The sequence below is a fragment of the Paenibacillus sp. FSL R5-0914 genome (assembly GCF_038004525.1).
In the GTDB taxonomy this organism is placed as follows: Bacteria; Bacillota; Bacilli; order Paenibacillales; family Paenibacillaceae; genus Paenibacillus_AQ.
Genome location: NZ_JBBORH010000006.1, coordinates 59,140 through 72,873, shown reverse-complemented (window position 1 = coordinate 72,873; position 13,734 = coordinate 59,140). Strand labels below are relative to the sequence as shown.

Annotated in this window: 8 protein-coding genes; 1 reads left to right on the top strand and 7 read right to left on the bottom strand. The window is 46.1% G+C overall.

Annotation, left to right across the window (positions count from 1 at the left end; all coding sequences use genetic code 11):
- Nucleotides 1–12: 12 nt before the first annotated feature.
- Nucleotides 13–2,088 (bottom strand): beta-galactosidase, encoded by a 2,076-nt coding sequence (locus MKX60_RS31295; protein WP_341062065.1) that lies wholly within the window; start codon nucleotides 2,086–2,088, stop codon nucleotides 13–15.
- Between the two features lie 183 nt (nucleotides 2,089–2,271).
- Here MKX60_RS31295 and MKX60_RS31290 point away from each other — a divergent pair, with 183 nt between their 5' ends.
- Entirely contained in the window at nucleotides 2,272–3,141 is an 870-nt protein-coding gene (locus MKX60_RS31290) for an AraC family transcriptional regulator (RefSeq protein WP_341062088.1), read from the top strand.
- A gap of 49 nt (nucleotides 3,142–3,190) precedes the next feature.
- Here the strand turns inward: MKX60_RS31290 and MKX60_RS31285 are convergent, their stop codons facing one another.
- The 6 genes from MKX60_RS31285 to MKX60_RS31260 form a co-directional block, all read right to left on the bottom strand.
- On the bottom strand, nucleotides 3,191–3,742 hold the full coding sequence (locus MKX60_RS31285) for an NADAR family protein (RefSeq protein ID WP_341062063.1): 552 nt from the start codon (nucleotides 3,740–3,742) through the stop codon (nucleotides 3,191–3,193).
- On the bottom strand, nucleotides 3,739–4,632 hold the full coding sequence (locus MKX60_RS31280; protein ID WP_341062062.1) for an NUDIX hydrolase: 894 nt from the start codon (nucleotides 4,630–4,632) through the stop codon (nucleotides 3,739–3,741). Before MKX60_RS31280 ends, MKX60_RS31285 begins: the two co-directional genes overlap by 4 nt.
- Before the next feature lie 27 nt (nucleotides 4,633–4,659).
- Entirely contained in the window at nucleotides 4,660–5,670 is a 1,011-nt protein-coding gene (locus MKX60_RS31275; RefSeq protein WP_341062061.1) for an AAA family ATPase, read from the bottom strand.
- On the bottom strand, nucleotides 5,667–6,344 hold the full coding sequence (pnuC, locus tag MKX60_RS31270) for a nicotinamide riboside transporter PnuC (RefSeq protein WP_256721747.1): 678 nt from the start codon (nucleotides 6,342–6,344) through the stop codon (nucleotides 5,667–5,669). The genes MKX60_RS31275 and pnuC overlap by 4 nt, the downstream gene beginning before the upstream one ends.
- Before the next feature lie 400 nt (nucleotides 6,345–6,744).
- A complete protein-coding gene (locus MKX60_RS31265) occupies nucleotides 6,745–8,160 on the bottom strand; it encodes an alpha-L-fucosidase (protein WP_341062060.1) in 1,416 nt (471 codons plus the stop codon).
- An 87-nt stretch (nucleotides 8,161–8,247) separates the two neighbouring features.
- Complete coding sequence (locus tag MKX60_RS31260; RefSeq protein WP_341062059.1) at nucleotides 8,248–13,692, bottom strand: glycoside hydrolase domain-containing protein; 5,445 nt, start codon at nucleotides 13,690–13,692, stop codon at nucleotides 8,248–8,250.
- Between the last annotated feature and the right edge of the window lie 42 nt (nucleotides 13,693–13,734).

The following is a 13,734-nucleotide window of genomic DNA, read 5'->3' as shown; positions in this document are numbered from 1 at the left end:
CCTGCCTTCTTTTTATACTAACGATTTACGCTTCAACATTGCGAGATCATTTACAGCTAGATTTAACACAGACGGAGCAGCAGTGCCTGAGCACAAATCCGTATAATCCGCTCCATCTAATTTAACCGCTTGCGGACTGCCGCTGTAGTTTTGCACAAAAATATAATCACTCTCTCCATCCGTACGAAGCTGCGCTGTCACACCAGTTGGAAGCTCACTATCAAGCGCACGAGTAATTCCCGCTTTTGCAGTGATTGCAGCATACAATTCAACGTAGAAAGAGGTATCTTTTACACGAGTAGCGAGATGATACGCATTTCCTTCACAGAAACGATTTACCGTAAGCGCTGGACGGCCAGCATAGAAATCGCTGCGATAAGTGCCTAATGCTTCCGCACCTTCCAAGTGGATCAGCTCAGCAATTTCATGCGCATCATAATCTCCACTAAGATTAAGTGCATTGCTCGCCTGCATTACAACACCATTCAAATCACGGCTATGCAGCCCTTCGGTCTCTTCTGCCCAAATGCCGAGCGTTCTACGTAGCGGTCCTGGGAATCCACCCAAATGACATAAATCCGTTTCGTTAACGACACCAGACCAATAGGTTGCAAGGAAAGTTCCGCCTTGCTCAACAAACTTCTCGATACGCTTTCCATTCTCTTCACTGATCAGATATAACATAGGTGCGATCACCAGCTTGTAAGCGGACAGATCATCCCCCGATCCGATCATATCAACTGGAATGCCTAGCTCCCAAAGGGCACGATAATGCTGTAGTACAGTCTCCTCATAACGCAATCCGGAATTACGAATGCCTTGCGCATCCTTGATCGCCCAGCGGTTGTCCCAATCGAAAATAATCGCTGTTTTTACTGGAGTTGATGTACCTACTACTTCTGTCATTCCCGCCAGCGTCTTTCCTACCTCTGTAACGTCTTTAAACACACGAGTCTCGGAGTGGCCGCTATGGTCAACAACTGCACCGTGGAACTTCTCACTAGAGCCCCGGCTTTTACGCCATTGGAAGTATTGTACAGAATCCGAACCATGTGCTACCGCTTGAAGCGAAGACAGCTTGTGCATGCCTGGACGCTTCAGCTTACTGACCGATTGCCAGTTCGTAAGAGATGGCGTGCTTTCCATGAGCAGGAACGGTTTCTTTTTAAAAGAACGCATTAAATCGTAGTGCATTGCCGTCCATGCCGCCAGTCTAGCATCGTCACCATCTTCGGTATAATGCCATTCTGGATAAGCATCCCATGAGACAACATCCAGAATTTTAGCCAGTTCGCGGTAATCAATGCCATCGATCATATGCATATTCGTTGTAATAGGCAGTGTAGGATTGTAAGGACGAACAACATTGATCTCATGCTGACAGAAGTCAATCGTCCGTTCACTGACAAACCGCCGCCAGTCGAGGTTCAAGCCGTGAACTTGTGTCTCTCCATGTGGAGCCGGGGATTCAATCTGTGTCCAAGAAGTGTAGGTATGACTCCAAAAAGTAGCCCACCAAGCATGATTTACCTCATCCAGACTGTTATTGTATTTGACCTTTAACCAATCTCTAAAAGCATTCTGACAAAGATCACAGTGGCATTCGCCACCGAACTCATTCGAAATATGCCAACCAATAACCGCAGGATGCTGGCTATAACGTTCTGCTAGCTTCGCATTTAAAATCGCAGTCTTTTCCCGATATACAGGCGAGGTGAAGCAATGATTATGACGGAAGCCATGTAAATTGTGAACACGATTACGTTCCACTCTTAGAACTTCAGGGTACTTCTCAGACATCCAAGCAGGTCGTGCTCCACTAGGAGTTGCCAGGAAAGCATAAATCCCATTCTCTGCAAAAGAATCCAAAACACTATCGAGCCAATCGAAAGTGAACACACCTTCTTCAGGCTCTAGGGATACCCAAGAAAAAATTCCGACAGACATCACATTGCAATTCGCAAGCTTCATCAGACGAATATCCTCACGCAAAATTTCTGGGTACTTCAGCCATTGCTCAGGATTATAATCGGCACCGTGCAGCATCACTGGAGCTTTGCTGCTAATCGGGGAGTATTTTTTAGTCATAATGTAAGATCATCCTCTCAATTCTGCCCATTTTTTGAATGGGACTATTCTCTGATGAGACGCTAGATGCTTAAGCTATCAAATTCACGAATCATCATTTATACTATTTATAATATAAGAAAATTCATCCCGATCAGTAGGAATATACTCTCGAAGTGATAGTACAAAATGAATATGAGGTGAATCATCCTGCTTCCTTTTTCACTGATAGAACTACCGCGCGACGCTGAGACGCTTCCCTTATATCCCTACTCTGTAGGTCGTCATATACAATTTCATCATGTGCGCCCTACAGGTTTTCCTGTTCATCAAGTTTTTCTGATTCGTACCGGAACTGGGTTGTTTCGTGATCTGGAGACCGGTTCTGAAACCATACTAGAACCTGGAATGGCTTTCGCCTTCCCACTGGATCGAGGACACGAATATTATCCTACCTCACATGAACCATGGCATGTGGGTTTCATCGGAATCGAAGGGAGTCAATCGCAAGGAATGCTGGAGGGGATTGGCCTTCTCCCTTCTCTCCCCTATCATCCTGCTCGTTTTGAACAATGTTGGGAGGAAATCGGAAAGATCTGGCATACGCAGACGGCTAGTCGTCAAGACGAGCAAGGGATGGAGGATCTATCTATAACCCTATATCGATTACTTCTGATGTTACGTCGTTCTGAATCCATACACTCCTCAGGCAGTCGTTTAGAACTTGAGTCTGTGCGTAATGAAGCGTTGGCTAAAGCGGTTGAACTTATTAACGAACATTATACTGAGCCACTCCTTATCTCCAATCTAGCAGCTGCTGTGGGGTATTCCGTCCAGCATTTCCAGCGTCTATTCGTACAGGAATATGCCGTAACTCCACATAAATATCTTCAGAATCTGCGACTAGAACGTGCGATACAGTTAATGACAGAGAATGCTGATATTCTCGTTCAGGATATTGCGATTCAACTGGGAATGGAGACGAATTATTTTATCCGAATCTTCCGAAATACTTATGGCTGTACACCTGGGGTGATGAAGCTTCGGCTTTTAGAGGGTGAACAAAAAAGATAACGAAATCCAAAGGGATATCGTTATCTTTTCATTTAAATATAGGATGAAGTTAATCCCGTAGCAATTCGTCCCTCACTTCGGTCAGCACGAATCCAAGTAGGTTCCTACCCCGCCATTTTACGGGATTCTCCGCATCCGGATTGGACTGGCTCATGCCTATTCCCCAAATGCGATCCTGTGGGCTAGCTTCGACGAGAATACGGTTTTTCGTTGACTTGAGGTATTCGCCAAGCTTCGGATTCTGCGAAAATTTGGCTATATTTCCTCTTTTGACAATGTCATAGCATTCTTTATCCCAAGTGTCATTTTCGAAGTTTCTTACTGCACGCCCGTAGGCTTTCATCTCCTTGGGATGCTTAGCTTTAAGGATCGCGTCCAACATATCGTCATCTCCAAACAGTCTTGCTTTCTCGGACATCATAAACTGCTCGACACAGGAATACTCGATCCCCTCTACCACGAAAGGACTCATCCACCATTGGCTGAAGCAGCTTTTGTCGACGCCGTCGTGCTTTGGCGGTGTATGCCCCCAGAAGAACACAAACTTGAACGTTTTGCCCCCGATATAAGCTTTTCTTAACTGCTCTATATTGTATATCATTGATATTCCTCCATATTTCTCCGATATAAGCGGGAAGGACGGTGTCCCGCATTTTCAGTATAATGATCGGTCTCCGCTACGAGATCCGCTACTTTACGCCGGAATGCGGCTTTCAGCAGCTCTTTGTCTAAGATCACCTCATAAACCTGCTGTAGATCCGTCAAAGTGAAGAGACCCGGCATCAAGTTTAGCGCAATATCGGTGTAATTCACTTTTCCCCGCAGTCTCTCAATAGCGCAAGCTATAATCTTCGCATGATCAAAAGCCAATCCGTCATTTGATACAATGGAGTATGCGGTTGACGTAGAGGCCGACTTTGATGTCATCGTCCGACCCACAACTGCCATAAACTCTTCTTCATCGCTACTTAGCTTGAGCTCGTATTCCTTCGTTTTCACATACCCATCCTCAATAATCTCTTTCCGCTCACGCAGAAGCCGATAGGTTACCTTGAACCAGGCAGCATGGACAGCGTCATCTCCTGCTTTCAGCTGTACCTGATCACTGTTGATTAAGGCCATGTAGCTGCAGCTCATCACCCAGGTACGAGGGTCCCTTCCAACATCGCTGAAGGTGTACAACTGCTCCAAATAAACGTCATCCACACCGGTTTCCTCACTCAGCTCCCTCACCGCCGCCTGCTCTGTCGTCTCGTCCGGCCGGACGAAACCGCCTGGAAGTGCCCAATTGCCCAGGAACGGGTGACCTCCCCGCTGAATGAGCAGAATTCGCAGCTCTTTTTCCGGAAGCTTGCGGTAGCTGTCCGCCTCCGTGTTCGTAACGGTGAAAATGACCATGTCCGCCGCCACCGAAGGCCGCTCGAAATCCCCGGCATGGTACTGCTCTAAAAATTGACGTTCCGTAAGTCCATCGCGATCCAACATATTCATGTATCCTTGCCTCCTTTGTTCTTTATTCTAGCCATTCAACTCTCCGAAATAGTTCCGGTAGGGCTCGAACTTTGCCAAGACCTCACTTACTTTGTGCATTCGTTCCTCTAGGTTTCCTCGCAACGTGATATAGGGAATCCGCCGCTCTTTCAAATCGGCAATGATTTGCTTATGAAAAATATGCCGCTTCTGATCCCCGCTACGGTCCCATGTATTCTCATAAGGAATATCATCGTCACACAGGAAAAACAGATCGTAGCGCTGCGCGTTTTCTAATGCGATCCGGGCTAAGCATTCAGGAGCCCGGCCGTGGTAATCCAAAGCAAACATATATGTGGTAATTGCATTGGTATCGACAAAGAGATATCGGTTAGCTTCCAGCAGCGCCTGCTCCTCACGTTCGATATGGCCCAAAGCGATCTCATCGAACGCTTCTAGGCTGATTCTACGATCCACTTGATGCTCGGTCCAGTAATCACGCCCATATTCGCTCGCAAAGGTTGTGCGATACCGCTGCGCCAGCGCTTCGGTGATTGTAGATTTTCCAGTCGACATCGCTCCCACAAAAACCACTTTCGTGATTAACCCCATATACACGACATCACTTACAAATCTGCGATATTTATAAGGGTCGGCACGTACCATCGTGGCCGAAATCGGCACCCGCTCACGGGCTTCATCCACCCGCCGATCCGCCGCTCCTAATGCGACACTCATATGCTCACCGTAAAACTCACTAGAGTAAAAATGCGTCACTTGCTCGCCCTTCAACAGCCCTAAAATATACTGCTCCTCTCGAATCTCATGCTCCCGATCGTTCGAATACCCGTCTGGACCATCCCAAGCTTCGATTACCCGGACCGTCGGATAGAGCTTGCGGATCCAGTTCGCCCGGTTATGAAGCGGAATCGGGGTCACCGTCGTTTCGTAGATTACCACAATCAATTCGTCGACCTCTTGCAACGCGGTCTCGATCATGAATTGATGTCCTTTATGCAACGGGGCAAACTTCCCCAGCGTTAATCCAAGCGTCTTCATACCGATACCTCCTTAGCACCTTTATTCCAATTGTAATAGCCGTATGCCGCGTTAATCAGATACGCACTCCACATGACGATCATTAGCACCCCTTCGCTACTGCCTTCTAGCATCCGAATTACCCACAGCAGCACAGTAAACATATTCAAAACAATGTAGACCAGCCATTGTTCCTTAAATCTTCTGACCATTAAAAAGGTAGCCACAATGGATAATACCGTTGTAATAGCATCTATATAAGGCGAGTTCTGCCCTGGGATGAACGATAGCCCGATTCCCAGTAACAGGCAGCCTATTACGCAGACCGCTCCAACAAGGAACAGCCACTTAAGATCCATCTGTCGCATGGATAGCTTGCCGTCTTGGCGGTTGTTTTTCCACATATAGAAGCCAATGACATTCATAGGTACAAAGAATAACAAATTCAGCATGACCTCTCCAAACAAACCGTTTATATAAGCCAAGTACGCGTAACCAACGGTATTGTACATTCCGAAAACATAACTCATCAGGTTTCCTTTCGCCGCGAGCACCACACACAGCACCCCGGTCATAAAGACCGTAAATCCGAATAAGGAATCTTTAGAAATAACCGTAAACGCAACAGCAATAGAGGTAAATAAAACTAGCCAGACGATTTCAAACAGATTCCAACCACCCCATGTTTTATCCACTTTCATCCGCTCCCTTTCATTAAATCCCCTAATCTTCACCATTCAGTTTATTGTTAGTAACTTTTTGATAATAACAATTTGTTAATATCAAATATAGCAAAAAGGCGAGGAAGATGCAATAAAAAGGTGAGAATAATTTCCAACTTAAGTCTAGCCCCAGTCCATGGTCGGTATCCTCTTCCTTAGCATAAGCCTATTTCTAGAATCAGCTAACGGTACTTATTCTTGACAATGATTTCTGGCAAGAATATACGCTGACAAAGGAAAAAACCCGCGATTTACGCGGGTTAGCGTTCGAACATGTATTTGTCATCCGGCTACTTCTTCTTCTCACCTCTGCGCTCGCATTATTGCCCACAGACCCCATCGTATAATAACTTAAAGCTAAGAATCTTATCGTTCACTTTGCCTCCTCGCCCTTCTGCATGCGGAAAACATGGGCGATCGGAGCCTGCCCGTTCAATTCGCAATCCGGAAGTGTGATCGAGATTCCTTCCGGCGTACGCTCAACCTGCAGCAAAGCGTCGCTTCCGACAAGCTCGATGCCTGAAACGGGCTCCTTATAAGGAATATGAACGAGCTTAGCTACGGCTTGATCTGCGCTTTCATACAAGTACGTACAGTATACGGTATTTCCTTTCGAGGTGAACGCGCAGGAACCGGCAAAATACGGTCCGCACACGCGTGTGCCGTATACCGCTTCACCGTAAACCTTCATCCATCCGCCCAGCTCATTGATACTCTTAACCGCCCCAGCCGGCAATCGTCCGTCGGGTTGAGGACCTACGTTAAGCGCCAAATTGCCGCCTTTGGATACGACTTCCATCAGAATGCGAACGAGCTCTCTCCCCGATTTATACTGGTCATCGTATTTGAAAGCCCACTGTGTGCCGATCGTAATGCAGCTTTCCCACGGTACGTTCAGCGGACGCTCCGGAATCGTTTGCTCCGGCGTCACGTAATTTTCGTAAGGCCCTCCGACTGTACGATCCGCGGATAACAGCCACGGCTGCGTTTGACGGGCGCGCTCGACAACCTCGCCCAATCGAATGTCCTGCTTTACCTGATCACTATCTTTAACCCAGCCCGCATCCAGCCACAAAATATCGATCCGGCCGTAACGGCTCATCAGCTCCATGATTTGCTCATGGGTGAAATCGACGAATTGCTCCCACAGCCACGGATATTCCTCGGGGGAGTACGAAGGCCCTCTCCATGTATTGCTGCCCCGTTCCATTCCTGGCGCCCAGTAATACGGCGATTGCCAATCCGCCTTCGAGAAATATGCGGCGATCGCAAGCCCCTTGCTGCGGAAAGCGTCAAACACATGCTTGCAAACGTCGGCATAGCGATGTGCATGAAACGGCGTTTCGGAGCCAGTAATTCGGTAATTCGTCGTATGTGTGTCCCACATGCAATATCCGTCGTGATGCTTGGTCGTGAAAATCAAATATTTGAACCCGCCTTCGGCAGCGATTTCCGCCCATAGCTCCGGCTGGAAGCGGAACGGATTGAACGTGCGGTTGAGTCCGAAATATTCGCGCTTCATCTCTTCGTAGTCGCTCGTCCAATCGACATCTTTACGCGCCCAATCACCATCTTCGTCGCTGAGAATCCAGGACTCAACCTCAATCTGCGAATAAGGTCCCCAATGCATCATTAGGGCCAATTTCTGATCCTTGAACCATTCCAACCTTTCCAGCGTAATTGGATTTTCCGGCTTCACCCAATGCGTCTCGCTGCTGTAACCGTGGACGCCTTCTTTCAGTTCCGGCACATCTGCTTGCTGAAGTTCCTTGATTTCCATATCGTTCATCGGGTTGCCTCCTTCAGTTCTCCGCGTCACATCAAAGTAAAATTATTAATTGTAAACCCCCAATATAGAAATTGGGGGTTTACCCGGCTAGTGTATAACTCTATTGAGCAAAGCTGCTGCTTCTGCACGGGAAGTGATCCCGCTCGGAACGAATTTGTTTGCTTCTCGACCGTTAATTAAATGAAGTGCCGCCGCCGCTCTTACTGACTCAAGCGCCCAGGCTGCCACAGCGGATTCGTCGGTAAAGGAAGAAGCCGTTTTTCCGTTCAACTCGACGTCTTTCAAGATAACATACGCCCGCATCATCATAGTGACTATTTCTTCGCGTTTGATGCTAGCATCGGGATTGAAAGACGTTGTGCTAATTCCTTTAATAATGCCTGCTTTGACCGCCATGGAAACAGCTCCCTCGTACCAGGCACCCTTCGATACATCCGTAAATTTCGATTCGCCCACTGATGTCAGGTTCAACGCTTTGACAAGCATCGCCGTAAATTCGGCCCGTGTTATAGAACGCTCTGGCTCGAACATTGCCGCGCTAGTGCCTTCAATAAATTGCTTCGCTGCTAGCTGTTCGATCGCATCGGCCGCCCAGTGAGTGGACTTAACATCGGTAAATAATTTCTTGAATTCGAGCACCGCATATTTACTGAAATGGTGAATATCGGCCACCCATTCTCCGTGTATAAACGTGCCTCGCACATATTCCAGCGTACCGTTGTCTGCCAAATAATAAATGCCAGTCAGATTCGGATTTAAGGAAGGATCCGCTTTAAATCGAATCGTCATCGGTTTATCGAAGCTGTTCAAGCTTGTCACTTTACCATCTTTTCCGACAATCGATAAGCTAAAATTGATCACATTGCCGGAAATTTTAATATTTGCATGCGTGGAAGACTGCCTTATCGCTAGAAGGTTGTTAGCATCGGATTCGGATAAGAGAGTCATGATTAACTCTATCGTACTGTCTCGTTTAGCTTCTGCGGAGTATTTATCCGTCAACTGTTTAAGTAATTCAGCAGGGACCTCCAATGTGAATGAACCCGTTTGAATGACTAATGGATGTAGTCCAAGCAGTTCGGCTGCATTGGCAGGAAGTACAATTTTCTCTTTATCTTTGGCAACAATCGTCACGACTCCGTGGGAGGCTGGAGTGGTAAGGTCCTCCGATTTCACTACAAGTGTATGAGCATCGGTATTCCCATTGACTGTACCACCGGTAGAAGGAATACTACTATTCTCACCACTCGTCGGAGGATTATTATTTTCGCCACCTGTCACCTTTTGCTTAAACGTAACATTGATCGTATGGTCGGCGGTTATGTTTGCAACCGTATACACGCTTCCGGTCACCGACACGGCGGTACCGTCTAACAGTACCTCGTCGACTTCGTATCCATTATTAGGATTTAATGTAAAGGTTTGATCATCACCCTCATTGACTACAACGGCGCCGTTCGGACTGATCGTTCCATTTTCCCCCGCACTCGCCGTGATCGTCTTACTGACCTCGCCACCTGTCTCTTTTTGCTTAAACGTAACATTGATCGTATGGTCGGCGGTTATGTTAGTAACCGTATACACGCTTCCGGTCACCGACACGGCGGTACCGTCTAACAATACCTCGTCGACTTCGTATCCATTGTTCGGATTGAAGGTAAAGGTTTGATCATCACCCTCATTGACTACAACGGCGCCATTTGGACTGATCGTTCCGTTGTCCCCCGCGCTCGCCGTAATCGTATTACTGCTCTCGCCAATTTCTCCGTTCTCCGCGAGATTATAGAGCTCAAGCTCATACATCGCGTACATACCCCATGTCGTATAGTTCGCATCGTTGATCTTTATTCTGAGCTTAAGCGCATCTCGTACTTCAGGAATATTGGCAAAGGTATGCTCCATAACGCCGTCATCTTTGCTGCTTTTCCATTGGATGGGTACCCCCTGTGCTATGGTTTCAAAGTTTATTCCGTCTGTAGAAGCCTGAACATCGATATTGGAAATACCCTGAATTAAACCAGATGTCGTAGCCATGACGATGGTGTTAAAGGTTTGCGGTTGTTCCCAAGTAAGATTAATCTCATGCGGAAACGGATGTTCGGTATTGTATCCTCGCGAACTCGCGAACATGGTATAAATAATACCGTCAACCATTTTTTTGGCACTATAGTCCTCGCCTTCACGTTCTGCCGTTGCTGTAATCTCAGAATAGCTTCTGGCAATATTGGTACCTAGCCCATCCTCATTTCCTTTGAGAAAATTTAACGTGTAGAGCTTTGTAGTTGTCCCGTCGCTTGCAGTGGACCTGATATGAATTACGCTTTTCCCGACTGGAATGTCAAAAGTCTGCGCTGTGTTATTGGCGACAGTCTTTCCGTTGACCTGCAAGGTACCCGCTCCGTCCGAAAGTGTTGGCGTTATCTCGATGGAGTTTAGATCATTCGGGATCATTACTGAGTAGGTCATCGTACTATTGTCAAATGTAAAAGTAGGAACATTAGGGATTGTTAAATTACTAAGCGTTCCGTCTGCTGTAGGGTGAATCTCTCCGTTGTCTGGAAGGTTATAAAGCTCAAGCTCATATAGCGCGTATATGCCCCAATACGTATTGTTAGCGTCATTGACCCGTATCCTCAGCTTCAGCGCGTCATTAACCGTAGGGATATTCGCATAGGTGTATTCCATTTTGTTATCGTCTGTGCTGCTAAACCATTGAATCGGTACTCTCTTTGCAATGGTGGACCAATTCGTTCCATCCGAAGTAGCCTCAACATCTATATCCGTTATCCCTTGTAATAACCCTGATGGCGTGGCCATGACCATCGTATTAAAGGTCTTTTGTTGAGTCCAAGTCAGATTGATCTCATGTGGGAATGGCACAATGCTCGTATACCCGCTTATACTAGCAAACATGGAACCGTAACTTCCATCAACCATATTAGCCACACCATAGCCACTGCTGCCTCCCCTATCAGCAGTGGCTGTAATCGCTGAATAACTTCTCGCAATATTGGTGGTCGGTTGATTTACATTCCCTTTGAGAAAGTTCAACGTATAGAGTCTCGTGGTTTCCCCATCACTTGCGGTAGAGCGAATAAGGATCTTACTTTTGCCTGTAGGGATGTTGAATGTAAGCCTCTCACCGCTGCGGTAAGGTAACCCGTTGATATCCAGGGTGCCATTTGCATCCGTAAGTGTTGGTGTAATCGTGATCACATCTACATCGCTCGGAATAATGGCCTGGTAATTGATATTGTTTTTATTAAAAACAACCGAAGGCACGTTAGTCAGTTCCAAACTTTGCAACGTTCCGTCATAGATCTCCTGTCCTTCATACATACTTACTCTGAAGCCATCAACGAATAAGTTTTTGTTCTCCAGGTTCACTACCTTGATCGTATGCTTGCCTTCTGACAGATTATGATTGCTGTATACCGATATCGAATCGAGTTGAACTTTCTCATATAGGTCTATAATCACTGGCGCGGAATCGTCGATGGATACGGAAATTTTACCAGATCCTTCATTTTTCTCCGCGATAAGATCGATGCCAGCCCCTGTAAAAGTATAGGTCAATTCATCATCCGCTTTTAACGTGCCTTGAACGCCTCCCATATAAGCGTATTTCCGGCTTTTTGCAAACCATTCACCATCAAAAGTGATCTCACCGGTCGCGTTATCGGTCATGTAAGTCATAGGTACATCCTGCCCATCGTAGGGACTAGTTGGCACAGGAATTTCACCCAATGTTTCTCCGGCCGCCGCTTTAACCAGATAATCATGAAGCTTGCTGATATATTCATTATCCAGGGTATATTTTCTCGGATCAGATGGGTTAACAGCGCTATCTACTATACGTTTTGCAAGCCCAGGATTGGTTTGCTTGAGTTGGTGCATCAGTTCGTATTCCTCAAGTCCGTCTCTTTGGGCCTCGTAACGCAGTGAGCTCTTAACCGTCATATGTTCCTTGTCTGGATATACGATCGTAGAATCTCCATAATGAGGGACATACCATACGTTCCATCCCCAATGTAAGTGTCCTTGTACACCTTCTTGACTAAGATTCCAGAATAACAGTCTGCCAGTCAATATGGGCTGCGTCCAGAATCTGTTCAACCACGGAGCCGGATTCGCATCGCAAGTATACACCCATAAGTCTTTGCCTGCCGCCTGCTCCGCTTTATAGAGACTTTTCTTGTCCTCGAAAACTGGGGTTAACGGGACCCACACATCCACATAAGGTTTGATGGTATCGTTCATTAGAGTACCGGCCGCATCAGCATCCAAAGTCTTGAAATCCGGAACGACCTCTTTTATTTTTCTAGCGATATAGGTCATATAGTTTGTAATGCTCGAACCGTTAGGTTCGTCCTTAGTATGCTGATACCAAGTAATACCATTAAGCCAACCTTTTTCCTCTAAATGATCGTGCAATGCTGTCAAGTAGTTCGTAAGATAAGCGTCTGTAACAGGTAGTGAATCGAATTCAGGTACCGACGTTTTCCACGGATCTTGTGGATTATTATTGTTTGGTCTCTCACTTTGTGGCATTTGTTCTAACGCATGGATCAAGTGTATGTTCGCAAAATGAGTAATTCCTCGATCCATAAAGGTTTGAACATATCGATCGAACAAAGACCAGTCGATATTCTCCGGTATCCCGTCTTTAAAAGACACCATTTTTGTACCCTTTTCATTTAATAATAAGTCTGTACGAACCCAAATCATGTTCTGGCGATAGTCCGTCATGGTCTTGGCGAAATTATCCATAAGCTCAAACCACTCATCGCTATACGTCTCCACTCCATAATAGTTCTCGCCAACGTCATAACTAGACTGAGTTAAAGGATCATCTACAATCTCAGGTGGATTACCTCCAATCATAAAACCATTCGTCATCGACCATTGATAATTAACGAAATTAGCCTCAGAGGTTGGAGGGATTGCAGCGTTAGCAACTTCAACGTTAATAGGTACTTGATAATCGCCCAAAGTTGATTTCACCGTAACTATACCGAAATAGAGGCCAGGAACAGCATCGGCAGGGACATAATTCGTAATTAAGATGGGCTGAGTTGAATTTGCTGCTACATTTATAGAGGTATCATTCGAAAGCGGGTCGGGAATTTCGGATAAGGGGTAGATTTGCGTGCCTACCAAATCCGGTCGATATTGATTGGGCTGCACGGTATCCTCAAGTACGTATTCTTCAAAATGATAGCTTAAGTTGCTGTTTGAGATCGTATTTCCAGGAGATACAAGATCGGAAAATTCAATTCCTGTAATCTTAAAATCGCTTGTGCCTCTTACAGCAATTTGCTCACTTTCGTATTCGTTCTTGGCTGAAACAAGATCAATGCTGTTGTCATGATTTGCGGGAATCGTGCTGGTCCTATATACAGCTTTCAATGCATTTTCCACCCACACGTCCAGGTTGTTACTGTCAGCATGGACACTAGGCGCATTGCCCTGGAAAAATGTACTTACTAGAATCATGAAACAGATCATTGTATACATTGTCCGTTTGAACATAGATCAACCATCCTTTCATATTCATTTAATTTTAGAACACAT